The organism is Paraburkholderia sp. SUR17 (assembly GCF_029536165.1).
Taxonomy (GTDB): Bacteria; Pseudomonadota; Gammaproteobacteria; order Burkholderiales; family Burkholderiaceae; genus Paraburkholderia; species Paraburkholderia kururiensis.
The window spans coordinates 184984-202049 of sequence record NZ_CP120508.1; the positions used below are offsets into that span (position 1 = coordinate 184984).

Genomic DNA, 17066 nt, shown 5'->3' on the forward strand with positions numbered 1-17066 from the left:
GGTTGTTCTGCTGCCGGTGTGGTGTCTCTGGCGGCCGGCCTCAATAGCCGCGCTCGCGCTCCACGATGCCGCTGATCGGCTCCCCGCGCGCGAGCGACGCGATCTTGTGCGCCACCTGTTCGATGCTTTCGTCGCGCAGCGTCTGCGCCGCGCTGTGCGGCGTGATGGTGATGCGCGGCTCGCGCCAGAACGGATGGTCGGCGGGCAACGGCTCTTCGCGAAATACGTCGAGCGTGGCCGCCGCGATCTGGCCGTGCGCGAGCGCATCGATCAGATCGTGTTCAACCAGATGTCCGCCGCGCGCCACGTTCACGAGATACGCGCCGCGCGCGAGCTTCGAAAACGTGCGCGCGTTCATGACGTCGGCCGTATCGGGCGTGTGCGGCAAGAGATTGACGAGTACCTTCACGCCATCGAGAAACGCGTCGAACGCCGCGCCATGCAGTTCGCCCGACGAGCACGCAATACCCTCGATCCGTTTCGCGTTGCGGCTGAAGCCGCGCACCGGCAGGCCGAGCGCGGCCAGCGCCTGCGCCACCTGGGTGCCCAGCACGCCGAGTCCCATCACGCCCACCGTGAACGTGGCGCGCGGATGCGGTTCCAGCACCTTCCAGCGGCGCGCCTGCTGAAGCTGTTCGTACTCGTCGAAGCGGCGCAGGTAGCGCAGCACGGCATGCGCGATGTACTCGACCATCTGCTGGCCCATGCCCGTGTCTTCCAGCCGCACGAGCAGCGCCTCGCGCGGCAGCGTGCCGGGGAATTCGCGTTCGAGCCCGAGTATCGCGTCCACGCCCGCGCCCAGGTTGAAGATGGCGCGCAAGTCGTGGCGCCCTGCGAAAAGCTCGCGCGGCGGACGCCACACCACGGCATAGTCGGCGCTCGCCTGGTCGCCGGGTTGCCACTCGCGCAACTCCGCTTGCGGCAGCGCCTGTTGCAGACCGCGCAGCCAGGCGTCGTTGTCTGAGGTGTTGTGGTTCGAGTGCGGCTGATAGAACAGGATCTTCATCGAATGCGCGTGGGCTTTTAGACGGCTCAGGAAGGCTCAGGAAGGCACGAGCGGGCGGGCAGAACGCCTGCATGTAAGCGGCGGCGGCCATGCGGAAGCGTCCATTCTACTTTTTCGATCGACGTTGCGCCCGCGCGCAGCAAGACGTTCACGCCGAAGCGGCGCGATGGAAAAAACAAAGCAAAAAAAATTGGTTCGGCGCGGCGACGGTGCAGGCCACAATCCGTTCACAGATTCCGGAAGCGAGGAAAAATCATGCTTTCGTGCAGCAAATCGGTGTGGCCGCCGCGACTCGTGACGGTGCCGGGCCTTCATGGCAGCGAGGGTGCGCACTGGCAGACCTGGCTCGAGCGTCAGTTTCCGCGCGCGTTGCGCGTGGAGCAGGCGGACTGGGATGCGCCCAATCTCGCAGCGTGGGGCGAGGCGCTACGCGCGCTGCTGGCACGTGAGCGCGGGCCGTTCGTGCTGGCCGCGCACAGCTTCGGCTGCCTCGCGACCGCTCACGCATTGCTGCAGGGCAGTTGCGCCGCGGATGTGGCGGGCGTGCTGCTCGTCGCGCCCGCGAGTCCGGAGAAATTTCGTTTTGCGGGCGCCTTCGAGCCGCGGCGGCTGCCGGTGCCGTCCATCCTGATCGGCAGCGAGACGGATCCGTGGATGCCCGCCGCCGGTGCCCTCGCGCTTGCGCAACACCTGGGCAGCGCATTCGTGAACCTGGGCGACGCGGGGCACATCAACACGGCCGCGGGCTTCGGGCCGTGGCCGCGTGCAAAGCACTTCGTCGATACGCTGGTTCACTGCGCGGCCCCGCGCCGATTTCGCGAAGGGGCCGGTGAAAACACGGCTGAAAGCGCGGGTGAAGACCCGGTGACGGAGGATGCGCACGCGTTCGTGTAGCGGCGCCGCTGTCCTCAAAGCATCAACGTATGCGTTCGATCAGCCGTGGCGGCAACCTTCGTGCGCATGCGCGTGCTTGTACTCGTCCGTGGGCAGCGCGTTCGCCGTCTCCGCACGAATGCCGAGCCGCGCGAGCAGCTTGCGGTCCGCTTCGGCCTGCGGGTTGCCGGTGGTGAGCAACTGATCGCCGTAGAAAATCGAGTTCGCGCCCGCGAGGAAGCACAGCGCTTGCAACGCGTCGTCCATCTTCTCGCGGCCCGCGGAGAGGCGAACCATCGCGCGCGGCATCGTGATGCGCGCCACGGCAATGGTGCGCACGAACTCGAACGGGTCTAGTGCTTCCGTGCCCGTGAGTGGCGTGCCGTCCACCTGCACGAGATTGTTGATGGGCACCGATTCCGGATACGGGTCCATGTTCGCGAGCTGCGCGATGAGCCCCGCGCGTTCACGCCGCGATTCGCCCATGCCCACGATGCCGCCGCAGCACACGTTGATGCCCGCGTCGCGCACGCGTTCAAGCGTGGCGAGCCGGTCTTCGTAGGTGCGTGTGGAGATGATTTGCCCGTAGAACTCCGGCGAGGTGTCGAGGTTGTGGTTGTAGTAGTCGAGCCCCGCGTCGCGCAGCGACTGCGCCTGATGCGCTTCGAGCATGCCGAGCGTCACGCACGTTTCAAGCCCCATCGCCTTCACGCCGCGAATCATGTCTTTGATCGGCTCCAGATGCCGGTCTTTCGGATTGCGCCACGCGGCGCCCATGCAGAAACGCGTCGCGCCGTTTTCCTTCGCCACGCGCGCGGCGGCCAGCACGGCGTCCACTTCCATCAACTTCTCGGCCTTGACGCCCGTTTCGTAGTGCGCCGACTGCGGGCAGTACGCGCAGTCTTCTTCGCAGCCGCCCGTCTTGATGGAGAGCAGCGTAGAGAGTTGCACGGCATTCGCGTCGAAGTGCTCGCGATGCACTTGCTGCGCGCGGAACAGCAGGTCGTTGAACGGCAGATCGTAGAGCGCGACCACGTCGGCGACTTTCCAGCGGGCGCTGGTGGCGTTCGTCGTGGTGGCCTGCACGGTGGCCGTTGTTTGCACGGTTGAGGTTTCGATGGAAGTGGAGGGCATGTCGTGAGTCCTTCGTGTCCAGGTTTGTCTTGAGCGTGTTCTATTGCGTGTTGAGCGGCGAGCGACGCGATATGTCGAGCGCGTGCAGCGTTTGCAGCAGCGATGCCGTGTCGAGGCAATCCGCCGCGGCATCGGCCGACGGATTCGCGAGATGCGGTACCACGCCGACGAGCGGTGCCTCGTACTCGCGGCCCAGCCGTTCGCGCAGCGCGTCGATGTTTTCGTCGGCGAACGTCATGGCGGGATCGACGCGATTGGCCACCCAGCCCGCGAGACGCAACCCGCGGGCGGCGATAGCCTCCGCAGTGAGCAGCGCGTGACTGATGCAGCCCAGCCGCATGCCCACCACGAGCAGCACGGGCAAGCCGAGCATGCGGGCGAGGTCGGCGGTGTCGCAGGTGTCCGTGAGCGGCACGCGAAAGCCGCCCACGCCTTCCACCACCACGACGTCGGCGCGCTGCATGGCCTCGGCATGGCAGGCCACGATGCGCGCCGGGTCCAGCGTCACATGTTCGAGCGCAGCGGCAATGTGCGGCGCGGCCGGTTCTTTCAGCAGATACGGCGTGCGAATGTCGGGCGGCAACAGCACGCTCGCGGCGGCGTCGAGTTGATCGGCGTCTTCGTTGTGCCAGACGCCGTCACGCTCGAATGCGCCGGCCGCGATGGGCTTCATCGCCGCGGCGCGCAGACCCGCGCGCGAGAAGCCGCGCAGCAAAGCAGCAGAAACCAGCGTCTTGCCAATTTCCGTATCCGTGCCGGTTACAAAAAGCGAGCGCGGTTGCGTGATGTTCGAAAACGTCGCGCTCATGATGCGGTCTCCGCCTTGCTGAGGCGAAGCAGCGCGGCCTCGAGCCGGTCCAGGTCGTCATGCGAATGGCCTGCCGAAAGCGAGATGCGCAAACGCGACGTGCCGGCCGGCACGGTGGGCGGCCGGATGGCGGGCACCCAGAGCCCTTCGCGGTCGAGCGCCGCGGCCATGTCGAGCGTGGCGTCGTTCGCGCCGATGATGAGCGGCTGAACGGCGGTGTGCGAATCCACAGGCAGCCAGCAGGTCGCTTTGAGCAGCGCACGCGTGCGTTCGATCAGTGCGTGCAGATGCGCGCGCCGTTCGTCGCCTTCGTCGCCCGCGATGATCTTGAGGCTGGCCGACACCGCGTGCGCCACGGCAGGCGCGGACGCCGTCGTGAAGATGTAGGGCCGCGCGCGTTGCACGAGCCATTCGATCACCGTTGTGTGCGCGGCGACGAACGCGCCGGACACGCCGGCCGCCTTGCCAAGCGTGCCCACGGAAACGAGATGCGGCGAGCGCAACGCGGCCTGTGCGATGGCACCGCGTCCTTGCGGGCCGAGCACGCCGAAGCCGTGGGCGTCGTCCACGACGAGCCATGCGCCGTGACGCTCAGCCAGCGCGAGCAGCGGCGCGAGCGGCGCTACGTCGCCGTCCATGCTGAACACGGAGTCGGTGACGATGAGCTTCGTTTGGGCATCCGAAGCGTCGAGCATCGCGCTCAGCGCTTCGACGTCGGCGTGCGGATAGATCTGCACGTCGGCACGCGAAAGCCGTGCGCCGTCGATGAGCGACGCGTGATTCAGTGCGTCCGAAAAGAGCGTCGTGCCGCGGCCCGCGAGCGCGGTGAGCACGGCGAGGTTCGCCATGTAGCCGGTGCTGAAGTAGAGCGCGCGCGGTGCGTCGACGAAGCCGCCCGCGAATGCCGCCAGGTCGTCTTCGAGTTGCGCATGCGCACGCGAATGGCCGCCCAGCAGATGCGAGCCGCCGCTGCCCGCGCCGTAGCGCTGCGCGCCTTCAGCGATGGCGGCCACGAGTTGCGGATGCGCTGCGAGCCCGAGGTAATCGTTGCTCGCGAAGCCGATCATGTCGCGGCCCTCCACGATCATGTGCGCGGCGCACGGCGAGTCGATGGTGCGGCGGCGGCGCGTGAGGCCGCGTGCGGCGAGGTCGGCGAGAGCCTGTTCGAGCGAGTCGAGCAACTGCATCAGTGCGCCTCCTTCAGCGTGGCGTCGAAAGTATCGAGCGTGCGTTCGGCGAGCAGCGCCTGTTCGTTTGCGTCGAGCACGTAGGGCGGCATCAGGTACACCGTCGTGCCGATGGGGCGCAGCAGCAGTTCGCGCTGCAACGCGTGCTGGAAGAAGCGGCGCGAGAAGGTCTTCGCCTGTTGGGCATCGTCGATGACGGCATCGAACGCGAAGAGCGTGCCGCACTGACGGAAGTGGCGCACGCGCACATGCGCGGCCAGCGGCGCGAGCGCCTCGCGCAGATGCGCCGACTTGCGCGCGTTCGTGGCGAGCACGTCGTCGCTTGCGAAGAGATCCAACGTGGCGAGCGCCGCGCGGCACGCGAGCGGATTGCCCGTGTACGAATGTGAGTGCAGGAAGCCGCGCGCGGTGTCGTCGTCGTAGAACGCGGCGTAGATGTCGTCGCGCGACAGCACGAGCGAGAGCGGCAGATACCCGCCGCTGATGCCCTTCGAAAGACACAGGAAGTCCGGCCAGATGCCCGCCTGCTCGCAGGCGAAGAAGGTGCCGGTGCGTCCGCATCCAACGGCGATTTCGTCGGCGATCAGGTGAACGCCGTACTGGTCGCACAGCGCGCGCAGGCCGGCGAGATACGAGACGTCGTGCATCGCCATGCCGGCCGCGCACTGCACGAGCGGTTCGACGATCAACGCCGCGATCTGCGCGCTCTTCGCTTCGAACAGTGCGCGCACGTCCGCAAGGGCGCGGCGCGCGACATCCGCAGCGCTTTCGCCGTCGCGCGCAAGACGCGCATCGGGCGACGCCACCACGTGCGCGTGGCGAATGAGCGGATCGTAGGCGTCCTTGAACAGCGGCACGTCCGTCACGCCGAGTGCGCCGATGGTTTCGCCGTGATAGCCGTCCGCCACGCAGACGAACTCGCGCTTGTTGCTGAAGCCGCGATTGCACCAGGCATGGAAGCTCATCTTCAACGCGATCTCGACGGCGGATGCGCCGTCCGACGCGAAAAACGCGTGACCCAGCGTGTGCTGCGTGAGGGCGGCGAGGCGCTCGGCCAGCTCCACGGCGGGCTCGTGCGTGCAGCCCGCGAGCATGACGTGTTCGAGCGTATCGAGCTGCGCCTTCAGGGCCGCGTTGATGCGCGGGTTCGCGTGGCCGAACAGGTTGACCCACCAGGAGCTGATGGCGTCGAGATAGCGGTGGCCGTCGCGGTCGTAGAGCCACGCGCCCTTCGCGTGCGAGACGGCGACGAGCGGCAGTCGCTCGTGATGCTTCATCTGCGTACACGGGTGCCACACGGCGCGCAGGCTGCGGGCCACCCAGTCTTCGGTTGCCAGGTTGTTCAAGACTCGCTACTCCGGCGCATGGACGCAGCGGACGGTGCGCGAAGCGCGGCACGCTGCGTCGTCATGCGAATGTTTCGGGACTTCGGATCGGATCGCGCGGCGCTTGTGCGTTCGCGTCGCGCGAAGGCTGCCGGCAATGTGCGGTGCGGCGCGCATGGGTTGGGCGCGAAGTGCATCGAAGGCACGTTTCGCAGCGTCGCCATGCGGCTCGCCAGGACGGCAGCGGCGTCGAGATTAGCGCGTAACGAGCCGCAATGCACTACCGCGAAAATAGGCCCGGAAGCCTTGCTGGGCGGGCGTTCGAGGCAGTTCGGAGCAGCACGGAACGGTTCGGGACAGAAGGCTCGAAATCGCCGTAGATGACGACGGCAAAGTGAGCTACCCCTTGTGCAAAAAATCGTGCGGAGCGGGGAGGAAATGCGGGTTTTCGGTGGGACGTCCAGGGCTTTTCGCGAAATGCGACGCGCGGAGCGCGCTACGCGGGCAACGAGCCGCAACGACCGGAAGCGCGTGGGGAAGTGCGGCGAGTGGATAGTGGAGGTCGGAAGCGGCGGGGCGCTGGGAACGCAGCAAGTGCAGATCGCGCAGCACGGCACGGGAGACGCAATGCAATCAGCGAAGAAGGCTCGTGCGAGCCGACGGCCGGCGCCGCCGTGAGAGAGAACCGTGAGAGAAGGCCCGCGAGAGAAAGGCCGGCCGAAGGATCAGCGGCTCGCGATGGCCGGCGTTTCGCCCGCAGTGACCGCCGTATCGCGCGCCGTGACGCTGCGATCGTCACGCTGGCCGGCATCGTCGGTGTCCGCGGATGCTTGCGCCGTGGCATGGCCGTCGTCCTTCCACACCACCGAGTCGTTGACCGCGTAGAGGCGGCACGCGCCCGCGCCTTCCTTCTGGCAGTTCGCGATTGCCACGGCCATCGGGTTGTCGCCGCCTTCGGCCCACGACCAGGCGCCGTTCTCGGAGACCGCAAACGCGCGGCTCGGATACTGCTTGAGGAAGTTGCGATACCCCGCGCGACCTGCTTCGTCAAGGAACGGCACGGCGTTCACGGCGTCGAGGGCGGCGAAGTCAGTCGGCTTGGGCTGCGCCGGATCGGACACGCGATATTCCACCGCGGTGGGCATGCCGATGCGCCGCAGGAACGTATCGACGGCCGGCCACCAGACATGCACGCCGTCGCGGTCGCCTACGAGGCGATGGGCGTCGTTCTTGTAGGAGCCGAAATCGATGAGCCGGGCTTCGACGTCCGGTCCCGTCGCGCCGCCCGTCTGCGCCTGCGTGTACGCGCTGTACATGCGCGTGACGAGCGTGGCGGGCCACACCGAATCGTTGTCGCCGTAGAGCCACAGCGAAGGCACCTGGGTCTTCGCGCCGTACGCGCCGAACGCGTGCGTGAGGTTGTCCTGCCAGCCGGTGCAGGCGTCCTGACGCAGGCCGCCCGAGAAGTTGATGAGGCCGCGCACGCCGGCTTTCGCTTCGGTGCCGTAGGCGATGGTGGCGAGCCCGCCGTGCGAAGTGCCCGCCACGACGATGTGCTGGGCATCCACGTACGGCTGCTTCGTCATGTAGTCGATGGTCGCGGCCACGTCGGCAGCCTGGCCGAGGCCATTGCGTTCCACGTCGCAGCCGTCCTGCTCGTAGGTGCCGCCCGAGCCCGCAAAGCCGCGGCGATTCGGCGCTACCACCACGTAGCCGCGGCGCACGAATTCGCGCGCGAGCGACATCGGCTCGCTGCGAGCCTGGCCGCGCGGGTCGCCGGGAATCTTGCCGTGGTTGAAGACGATCATCGGGAACGGGCCGGGACCGTCGGGACGATAGATCGTGGTTTCGAGTGTCACGCTGCCCGTTGCGTCGGCCGGAATGCGGATGATCTGCTCGTTGAGGCGCGCGCCGACGCGCGGCTCGCTGCCGTAGTCGAAACTGAGGCTGGGCACGCGGGCGCTGGCGAGCGGGCCGGGCGCGAGGAGGGTGGCAGCAGACGTGGCAGCGGAGTTGGCGGAGTTCGCGACAGAGACGGGCGCGTCAAACGTGCCCGCGTGCACGTTCGATACCGTGCCCACGGCGCAGACCGCTGCCCATCCGGCGAGAATCTTTTTGAAATCCATCCGCTGCATTCAGCTACCCGAACCCGCTTTTAAGCTCTGCTTTTAAGCCCTTGAGGCCGCCCACCGTCCGTTTTGCGGACACAGCGAGATTCCCGCGCATGTGCGCTTTCGCACACACGGCAGCCGAACCCGCCAAGGGGAGAAAAACGGCCGGGCATTTCTTCATGGATCTTCCCGAAACCACGCCGAAATGCCGCTCAACAGGCACACGCCCAGACCTTCATTCGCCACCGGCCGCCGACGCGCTCGCTGGAGCGCCGACCGGGGCAAGCCAACAGAACCAAAACGTCAGCTTTACGAATGAAATCCGATAGTTGGGAGTCGCTTGAACCGACCCCACAACCCCGCGGAACCTGGAAATGATCCTCGCACGACAAATTACCTTTGTGCAATTCGGGGGTAACCCGCGCACGCGTGGCGACAAGGCTTGCGGAAAATGGGGCTGCGGCGCAGAACCGCGCCGGGCCGTGTTTTACTGGCCGGGCGCTCGAAATCGGTAAGAGACTCGGGAAAAAATGCGTGAGGGGCGGTAATAAGCGCCGTATGCAAAGTGCGACAGGGGAGGGGATGCGACGTCGGTGCCCGATTGATTGGTGTTGCACCTGGTGCTATATTTCGACTCCGCCATTCTCGATCGCCTTCATGCCGGATTTCGCCGCACGCATCTTCAAGACTCTATGGTTCGGCAAGGCGGCGAGAGCGGCACGAATCAGCAACCGGGAACTTTACGACGCGGCTCGCGAACTAGCGAAAGGTCTGGGCGCGGATCTGGGCGGAAACGTCTGGAAAAAGCGTCTCGACAAGAACAGACATCGCAGCATCGTGGTCAGCCGGGTGGGAGCGTGCTGGATCTTTGTCTATCTCTTCGCGAAAAAAGATCGGGAGAACATTACCGACCTGGAGCTGCGGGCGTTCAGGAAACTCGCGAAGGATTACAGCAGGCTGAAGCCGGCGGAAATCGACCGGCTCGTGCACGACGGGGAACTACAGGAGATTTGCCATGGCGAGCAAACGGTTCAAAAGCGACGCCCTTGAAGCCGTCCATAGCGCAGCGTCGGGCCTCCACCGTTCGAAGGTCATCGACAAGACCACGATGCGCGAATACGACGACCTTTGCATCGAGGCGCCGCCACAGTTCGCAGCGAAAGACATCGTGAACATTCGCAAGGCCGCCAAGGTGAGCCAGCCCGTTTTTGCGCTGTATCTCAACACCAGCGCATCGACGGTTCAGAAGTGGGAGACCGGCCAGAAGCGACCCAGCGGCATGGCGGCGCGCCTACTTCAGGTGGTCAAGAAACACGGGATCGACGTGCTGGCCTGAGGCGCGCAGTTGCCTCACGCAGTTGCCTTAATTAGCCTGCACCGCCGCCCTCCACACCTCACCCCTCCCGTACGTCTCCGTCCACATACCGCCACCGTCCATCGGCGCCGCGCAGGAAGCGGCTCGTCTCGTGCAGCCGGTGGGCGCGGCCGCCCACTTTGTAGCGAGCGACGAATTCGACCTCGGCATGGGTTTCGTCGATGGGCGTATGGCGCTTGATGGCAAGGCCCAGCCAGCGCGGGGCGTCCGGCGCGTTCGGGTCGACGTCGAGGTCGGCGGGGCAGGTCTCTTGCGCCCATGTGTCGCGCAGATACGCCGACTCGCCCAGCACGTACGCCGTGTACCGCGAGCGCATGAGTTCCAGCGCGCGGGGCGCCGCGGTGGCGCCGTCGATGAAGCGCCCGCAGCAGTCCGCGTAACGCGGCGGCCGGGCGCCGCTTTTCTGGTCGGGCGCGGCGCCGCCGCAGGGGCAGTCCGTCGGACGGGCGCTGGCGTGGGGTGCTGAAGTCATCGGATGAGGCGTGGCAGGAGGGAATCGCGAGTCAAGCGAGGCCGCGTGCGATCAGGATCTTCTGGATGTCGCTCGTGCCCTCGTAAATCTGGCACACGCGCACGTCGCGGTAGATGCGCTCCACCGGAAAATCGCTGAGGTAGCCGTAGCCGCCGTGAATCTGCAAGGCCGCCGAGCAGATGCGCTCCGCGGCTTCGGAGGCGAACAGCTTCGCCATCGCCGCTTCCGTGAGACAGGGCTGGCCGGCGTCCTTCAACGCCGCGGCGTGCCAGACGAGCTGCCGGGCCGCTTCGAGCTGCGTGGCCATGTCCGAGAGCCGGAACTGCACGGCCTGGTGCGCGAAAAGCGGCTCGCCGAAGCTCTCGCGCTCCTTCGCGTAAGCGAGCGCCGCTTCGAACGCCGCGCGGGCCATGCCCACACTCTGCGCCGCGATGCCGATGCGTCCGCCTTCCAGCCCCGAAAGCGCGATGCGATAGCCCTCGCCTTCGGCGCCGATCAGGTTCGCCGCCGGTACGCGGCAGTCGTCGAAGACGATCTGCGCCGTGTCCGACGAATGCTGGCCCAGCTTGTCTTCGAGCCGCGCCACGACGTAGCCGGGCGTGTCGGTGGGCACGATGAACGCGCTGATGCCGCGCTTGCCGGCGGATTTGTCGGTGACCGCCATCACGATCGCAACCTGGCCGTTCTTGCCGCTCGTGATGAACTGCTTCACCCCGTTCAGCACGTAGCTGTCGCCGTCACGCGTAGCGGTGGTGCGCAGCGCGGAGGCGTCCGAGCCCGCCTGCGGCTCGGTCAGGCAGAACGCGCCCAGCATGTCGCCGCGCGCGAGCGGCGTGAGCCAGTCGCGCTTCTGGTCGTCGTTGCCGTAAGCGAGCAGGATGCTGCACACGGGGCAGTTGTTGACCGAAATGGCCGTGGAGGTGCCGCCGTCGCCGGCCGCGATTTCCTCGAGCATTACGGCGAGCGCCAATGCGTCGAGGCCGGCGCCGCCGTACGCGGGCGGCACCATCACGCCGTAGGCGCCCAGTTGCGCCAGCTGGCGATGCACCTGCGCGGGAAAGACGCGCTCGCGGTCCCACGCGGCCGCGTGTGGCGCCACTTCCTCGCGCACGAAGGCGCGCACCGCGTCGCGGACCATCAGGTGATCCTCGTCGAGCAGCATGTCGGGGTGTCTCCGTTTTTGGTGAAGTTTTTGCGATGGGTCCTGTGCGCGCTACCAGTCCAGTTCCGTGCCGTCGTACTGGAAGAAGCGTCCGTTGAAGACGTCGCGCTCTACGGCGGCTTCGGCCAGCACTTCGCGCAGGCCGTTCACGCTGTGCTGCACGTCGATGGCGGCCTCGGTGCCGCCCATGTCCGTGCGCACCCAGCCCGGATGCAGCGCCACGCACGTCGCACGGCGCGTCTGCAGCGACGCCACCTTGAGCGCGTCGTTCACGGCGGCCTTGCTCGCGCGATAGAGCCAGCCCGTCGTGCCGCCCGCGCCCGCAATGCTGCCCATGCGGCTCGAGAGCACCGCGAGCACGCCGTGCGCCTCTTCGACGAGCGGCAGCAGAATCGGCATCAACTGCATGGGGCCGCGGACGTTGGTGGCCATCACGTAGTCGAAGTCTTCCGCCGTGAAGGTCTCGACGCCTTCGGTGCGCGGCCCGTACACGCCGGAGACGATCAACGCGACGTCGAGCCGTTCGCCGTCGAGCTTCCAGCCGAGCGCCGCGATCTGCTCGGGCTCTGTGATGTCGAGCGGGAAGGTCTGCGCGCCCATCTCGCCGAGTTCGGCGAGGGACGCTTCGTCGCGCGCCGTGGCCAGCACGCGCCAGCCAGACTTGCGGTACTGCCGCACTAACTCGCGGCCAATGCCGCGCGATGCGCCAACCACGAGCGCTGTCCTCATGCTGTCACCTCCGTGTCTGCGTACGGGTTCGTTTGCGCTCACACGAGTTCGATGCCCATGGCCGTGGCCTCGCCACCGCCGATGCACAGGCTTGCCACCCCGCGCTTCAACCCATGCTGACGCAGCGCGCCGATCAGCGTGACGACGATGCGCGCACCCGATGCGCCGATAGGGTGCCCCAGCGCACACGCGCCGCCGTTGATGTTCACCTTGTCGTGCGGCAGCCCGTGCTCCTTCATGGCGGCCATCGTGACCACGGCGAAGGCCTCGTTGATCTCGTAGAGATCGACGTCGCCCGCGCGCCAGCCGTTCTTCTCGAATAGACGCCGGATGGCGCCCACCGGCGCCGTGGTGAACTTCGCGGGTTCCTGCGCGAAGGTCGTGTGGCCCACCACGCGCGCGAGCGGCGAGAGACCGAGGCGCGCGGCCGTCGACGCCCGCATCATGACGAGCGCGGCTGCACCGTCCGAAATGGACGACGAGTTCGCCGCCGTCACCGTGCCGGTCTTGCTGAACGCGGGCTTGAGGCTCGCAATCTTCTCGATGTTGGCCTTGAACGGCTGTTCGTCGCGTTCCACCCGCACTTCGCCCTTGCGGCTTTCCACCGTGACCGGCGCGATCTCCCACGCGAAGGAGCCGTCTTCGTTCGCACGCTTTGCGCGCTTCAACGATTCGATGGCGAACGCGTCCTGCTGCTCGCGCGAAAAGTCGAACGACGCCGCGCATTCCTCGGCGAACGTGCCCATCAGGCGGCCTTTCTCGTATGCGTCTTCAAGGCCGTCGTAGAACATGTGATCGATCACCTGGCCGTGGCCCATGCGCATGCCGGCGCGCGCCTTCGGCAGCAGGTACGGCGCGTTGGTCATGCTCTCCATGCCGCCTGCCACGATCACCTGCGCCGATTCGGCGAGCAGCATGTCGTGCGCGAACATGGCCGCGCGCATGCCCGAGCCGCACATCTTGTTGACCGTCGTGCAGCCCGCCGACAGCGGCAGTCCGGCGCCTAGCGACGCCTGGCGCGCCGGCGCCTGGCCCTGGCCGGCCGGCAGCACGCAGCCCATGATCACTTCATCGACGTGCTCCGGCTTGAGGCCGGCGCGCTCAACGGCTGCCGCAATCGCCGCGGACCCGAGCTGCGGCGCGGTGAGCGCGGCGAACTCGCCCTGGAACGCCGCCATCGGCGTGCGCGCGGCCGCCACGATGACGATTGGATCGCGTGTTGTCCCGTTCATTTCACTCATGTTTGAGCTCCTTGATAACGCCTTGTACGACGGCGGGTACGTCGCCGAGCTTCGCGGCATCGGCGGCCACCACGTCGTTGTCGGTTTCGTGGGCGTGGCTGGTCGTGGCGCCGCTCACGCAGCGCTGATACGTGTCTTCGAGCTGATCGGCCGACGAGATGGTCATGCCAAGGTTGCGCACGCGGCCGTCATGCACGCCGTAGGCCCAACCGTGAACGGTGAGCGACTGGCCGCGCGCCCACGCGTCGTTGACGATGGTGGTGCGGCAGACGTTGAGCACCTGCTCGATGGTGTTGAGTTCCACGAGCCGCCGGTGGCGCGCTTCGCCGATGGGCCATTCTTCGAGCAGGGCCGCGTGCTTGGCGCGCACGTCCTGCACGTGATGCAGCCAGTTGTCCGCGAGGCCCACGCGCCGGCCGTGCAGCGCCGCGCCCACGCCCGAGCAGCCGTAGTGGCCCACCACCATGATGTGCTTGACCTTCAGCAGGTCGACGGCGAACTGGATCACCGAAAGACAGTTGAGGTCCGAGTGCACCACCACGTTGGCGATGTTGCGGTGGACGAACACCTCGCCCGGCGGCAGGCCGATGATCTGGTTGGCGGGCACCCGCGAATCGGAACAGCCGATCCACAGATACTCGGGCGCCTGCTGGTCGGCGAGGCGCGAGAAGTATTGCGGGTCGGCAGCGAGCTTCGAGGCAACCCACTTCCGGTTGTTGTCGAACAGGTGTGAGAGCGGATGGTCTGGAGAAGTCGTGCTCATGATGACTCGATTGGTGTTTCGGGGCCGCGGGGGCGGCCCTCCGGTTGAGGCTGAAAGAAGGTGGCGTAGAGCGCGCGCATGGCGGTCATGCCACCTTCACGGCGGCTTCGTCGGCTGTGTTGGCCGTGGCCGCTGCGGGCTGCGTGGGCAGGTTCGATGCCTGACCCACGTGGCCCCCGGCGCCGACGAAGCGCTCGGGATAACGTACGCAGAAGCGGATGCTCTGGTCGTACGGGAAAAAATCGGGCAACTCGCCCTTCAGCAGATGATCCTTGTGCCTTTGCCAGAGTTCGGGCGTGAAGAAGTCGGCGTGGTGCGCGAGGAAGTATTGCCGCACGCGCGTGTCGCCCAGCAGGAACGTGCCGTAGGTTTCCGGGAAGATGTCGTGCGGGCCGACGGCGTACCACGGCTCGCCGGAGAGTTCGTCTTCCTCGTTGCGCGGCGCGGGCACGGCGCGCACGTTGCAGTCGGTGAGGTACTCGATCTCGTCGTAGTCGTAGAACACCACGCGGCCGTGGCGCGTCACGCCGAAGTTCTTGTAGAGCATGTCGCCCGGGAAAATGTTCGCCTGCATCAGCTCTTTCACCGCATCGCCGTATTCCTTCACCGCGTGTTCCACCTGCTCGTCGGTGCCGTTTTGCAGGTAGATATTGAGCGGCACCATGCGGCGCTCGATGTAGACGTGGCGGATCACGAGGTTGTCGCCCTCGTACTCGATCATCGAGGGCGCGTAGGTTTCCAGTTCCTTGATGAGCGCGTCGTCGAGGCGCGACACCGGCAGCGCGACGCTCGAATATTCGAGCGTGTCGGCCATGCGGCCCAGCCGGTCGTGACGCTTCACCAACTGGTACTTCGCGACGATCTGCTCGCGCGTGGTCTCTTTGGGCGGCGGGAACGCGTCCTTGATGAGCTTGAACACGTAAGGGAACGACGGCAGCGTGAACACCAGCATCACGAGGCCCTTGATGCCGGGCGCGACGATGAACTGGTCGCTCGAATGCGAGAGGTGATGCAGCAGGTCGCGGTAGAACAGGTTCTTGCCCTGCTTCTGCAGACCCACCGACGTATAGATTTCCGCCTTCGGCTTGCCCGGCATGATGGTGCGCAGGAACTCGACGTAGGCCGAGGGCACTTCCATGTCCACGAGGAAGTACGAGTGCGAGAAGCTGAAGATGATGAGCAGCTGCTCGCGCTTGAGCAGCACGGTATCGAGCGTGAGCACGCCGGGCTTCGCGTGGCGGATGGGCACGGCGAACGGCAGCATGACTTCGCCGTTGATGATGCGCCCGATGATGTAGGCCGCCTTGTTGCGGAAGAACAGCGACGAGAGCACGTGAATCTGGAAGTTCGCGGCTTCTTCGAATTCGCCGAACGCGTCGTGAATGGCCTGCATCAGGCAACCGACGTCGCGCGTGAGGTCTTCGAACGGCGGCTCCAGCTGGAAGTTTGTGACGACGCGCTCGAGCGTGGCGGCGAGCCCGTCCTTGCCGGGATAGTAGGCGCGGTAGGTGGGCTTCGCGGCGGGCTCGTCGTTCTCGATGTACTCCGTCGAGATGGCGGGCCGCACGAAAATGAAGTCGTTGTTGAAATACGAGCGGTGCAGGATCTTGCAGCAGACCGAATTGAAGAACGTCTCGGCGCACTCGGGCTGCTGGTGGCGCGTGAGCAGGCCGATGTAGTGGAGCTTGATCTGCTGCCAGACTTCGTCGTCGATGTTCTCGGCGTCGTATTCGTCTTCGAGCAACTCGACGCATTCTTCCACGCGCTCGTCATACGACGTAATGCGCTCGCGCGCGAGACGCTGCAGGCCATGCCAGTCGCCGGCTTCGAACAGTTCTTTTGCACGGATGGCTGCGTCGCGGAAGATCCGGTAATGCCGATCGAAGCCTTCGAGCATGGTTTGCGCGAGGTCGAAACCGATCTGCGACGACAGCAGTTTGGGAAAGTGATTCATGTCGACCGTGCATGTTCCATGTCGTGAGGACACACGGGATTGTATCGTCCGTGAGTGTCCGGGCTATTCGCGGCCTTTTGTTTTGGCCGCTTTTGCGCGCTTCGTTCTGCGCGCACCTGGCCGGCCGTGGCGGCTTCTTTCGGCCATCGCGCGCCATCTTGATGGCATCGTGCGCGAACGGTGCGGCACGCGCCAGTGCTGACTACCCTGTAACCGAGCGCTCGCGGCGGCGTGGGCTGGGGCCTGTGCCGAGGTGCGCCGCCCGCCCGTCTGCTTGCCGCTGTTTCCTCGTCTCGCTCCCTGGTGGCGGGCCTTGGGTGCCTGTTGGTTTGCTGCTATCTCCTGTCGGTGCCTTGCGCTCGCAGGCGCGCGGTTTTCCAGTTCGGGTTCGTTCCTGGGTCAGCGGGTTCAGCGGGTCTCGCCCGAGGACGTAGCGGCTTCCGTGCCGCGTTCGCCTTTGTGCCGGTTGCTTTCCAGCAGCGTCCGCGCCTGCGCTTCGTACTGCGCGAGGTCTTCGAGCGTCGCGTTCAGGTCTTCGCGTTGCCGTTCGAGCACCTCGCGGTGGCGCACCACCGTGGCGAGAAACGCCTGGAGCTGGGGAAGGGTGTCGGTCGGCGATTCGTACAGGTCGAGCAGATCGCGAATTTCCGAGAGCGTGAAACCAAGTCGCTTGCCGCGCAGCGTCAGCTTGAGGCGCGTGCGATCGCGTCCCGAATAGACGCGCCGCAGGCCGCTCGCCCCCTCGCGACTGGGCGAGAGCAGGCCCTGATCCTCGTAGAACCGGATGGCGCGGGGTGTGACGTCGAATTCGCGGGCAAGCTCGGTGATCGTGTACTGGGTGGTCATGGCTCGGAAGTCGTCGGACCGGCGCGGCACGTTGGGCGGCTGGGTAGCACTGGGTAGCCGCCGGGTAGCCGCCGGCACGT

Annotated in this window: 16 protein-coding genes; 3 read left to right on the plus strand and 13 right to left on the minus strand. The window is 66.4% G+C overall.

Translation table 11 applies throughout. From position 1 onward, the window contains the following. Nucleotides 1-40 precede the first annotated feature (40 nt). Nucleotides 41-1006 (minus strand): glyoxylate/hydroxypyruvate reductase A, encoded by a 966-nt coding sequence (locus P2869_RS00815; protein WP_277597201.1) that lies wholly within the window; start codon nucleotides 1004-1006, stop codon nucleotides 41-43. Between the two features lie 255 nt (nucleotides 1007-1261). Here P2869_RS00815 and P2869_RS00820 point away from each other — a divergent pair, with 255 nt between their 5' ends. Beyond that, the gene (locus P2869_RS00820; RefSeq protein ID WP_277597202.1) at nucleotides 1262-1900 is read left to right on the plus strand and encodes an alpha/beta hydrolase; all 639 of its coding nucleotides are present in this window, start codon (nucleotides 1262-1264) and stop codon (nucleotides 1898-1900) included. A 39-nt stretch (nucleotides 1901-1939) separates the two neighbouring features. Here P2869_RS00820 and bioB read toward each other — a convergent pair whose 3' ends face one another. The 5 genes from bioB to P2869_RS00845 all read right to left on the minus strand — a co-directional run bounded on the left by bioB (nucleotide 1940) and on the right by P2869_RS00845 (nucleotide 8459). Then, nucleotides 1940-3013: a biotin synthase BioB gene (bioB, locus tag P2869_RS00825; RefSeq protein WP_277597203.1), complete on the minus strand. Its 1074-nt coding sequence runs from the start codon at nucleotides 3011-3013 to the stop codon at nucleotides 1940-1942. A 40-nt stretch (nucleotides 3014-3053) separates the two neighbouring features. Further along, nucleotides 3054-3800, minus strand: coding sequence for a dethiobiotin synthase (gene bioD, locus P2869_RS00830; protein ID WP_277598174.1), 747 nt, complete (start codon nucleotides 3798-3800; stop codon nucleotides 3054-3056). Nucleotides 3801-3817: 17 nt separating this feature from the next. After that, entirely contained in the window at nucleotides 3818-5008 is a 1191-nt protein-coding gene (gene bioF, locus P2869_RS00835) for an 8-amino-7-oxononanoate synthase (RefSeq protein ID WP_277597204.1), read from the minus strand. Beyond that, nucleotides 5008-6354, minus strand: a complete 1347-nt coding sequence (bioA, locus tag P2869_RS00840; RefSeq protein WP_277597205.1) for an adenosylmethionine--8-amino-7-oxononanoate transaminase — start codon at nucleotides 6352-6354, stop codon at nucleotides 5008-5010. Before bioA ends, bioF begins: the two co-directional genes overlap by 1 nt. 704 nt (nucleotides 6355-7058) lie before the next feature. After that, nucleotides 7059-8459, minus strand: a complete 1401-nt coding sequence (locus tag P2869_RS00845; RefSeq protein WP_277597206.1) for a CocE/NonD family hydrolase — start codon at nucleotides 8457-8459, stop codon at nucleotides 7059-7061. Nucleotides 8460-9101: 642 nt separating this feature from the next. On the opposite strand from P2869_RS00845, the gene P2869_RS00850 reads away from it, so the two are divergent. After that, nucleotides 9102-9494, plus strand: coding sequence for a type II toxin-antitoxin system RelE/ParE family toxin (locus P2869_RS00850; RefSeq protein ID WP_277597207.1), 393 nt, complete (start codon nucleotides 9102-9104; stop codon nucleotides 9492-9494). Next, nucleotides 9460-9780, plus strand: coding sequence for a DNA-binding transcriptional regulator (locus P2869_RS00855; RefSeq protein WP_277597208.1), 321 nt, complete (start codon nucleotides 9460-9462; stop codon nucleotides 9778-9780). The genes P2869_RS00850 and P2869_RS00855 overlap by 35 nt, the downstream gene beginning before the upstream one ends. A gap of 58 nt (nucleotides 9781-9838) precedes the next feature. Here P2869_RS00855 and P2869_RS00860 read toward each other — a convergent pair whose 3' ends face one another. From P2869_RS00860 to P2869_RS00890, 7 genes are all read right to left on the minus strand, one after another. Then, nucleotides 9839-10291 carry a YchJ family protein gene (locus tag P2869_RS00860; RefSeq protein ID WP_277597209.1) on the minus strand — a complete coding sequence of 151 codons (453 nt, stop codon included), beginning with the start codon at nucleotides 10289-10291 and terminating at the stop codon, nucleotides 9839-9841. Between the two features lie 31 nt (nucleotides 10292-10322). Then, complete coding sequence (locus tag P2869_RS00865; RefSeq protein ID WP_277597210.1) at nucleotides 10323-11453, minus strand: acyl-CoA dehydrogenase family protein; 1131 nt, start codon at nucleotides 11451-11453, stop codon at nucleotides 10323-10325. Nucleotides 11454-11504: 51 nt separating this feature from the next. Then, nucleotides 11505-12182: an SDR family oxidoreductase gene (locus P2869_RS00870; protein WP_277597211.1), complete on the minus strand. Its 678-nt coding sequence runs from the start codon at nucleotides 12180-12182 to the stop codon at nucleotides 11505-11507. Nucleotides 12183-12220: 38 nt separating this feature from the next. Continuing rightward, nucleotides 12221-13423, minus strand: coding sequence for an acetyl-CoA C-acetyltransferase (locus tag P2869_RS00875; RefSeq protein ID WP_277597212.1), 1203 nt, complete (start codon nucleotides 13421-13423; stop codon nucleotides 12221-12223). After that, nucleotides 13416-14186 (minus strand): carbonate dehydratase, encoded by a 771-nt coding sequence (gene can / locus P2869_RS00880; RefSeq protein WP_277597213.1) that lies wholly within the window; start codon nucleotides 14184-14186, stop codon nucleotides 13416-13418. The genes P2869_RS00875 and can overlap by 8 nt, the downstream gene beginning before the upstream one ends. Before the next feature lie 85 nt (nucleotides 14187-14271). Further along, nucleotides 14272-16140, minus strand: a complete 1869-nt coding sequence (aceK, locus tag P2869_RS00885; protein ID WP_277597214.1) for a bifunctional isocitrate dehydrogenase kinase/phosphatase — start codon at nucleotides 16138-16140, stop codon at nucleotides 14272-14274. A 408-nt stretch (nucleotides 16141-16548) separates the two neighbouring features. Next, a complete protein-coding gene (locus P2869_RS00890) occupies nucleotides 16549-16986 on the minus strand; it encodes a MerR family DNA-binding transcriptional regulator (protein WP_199542810.1) in 438 nt (145 codons plus the stop codon). Nucleotides 16987-17066: the final 80 nt, after the last annotated feature.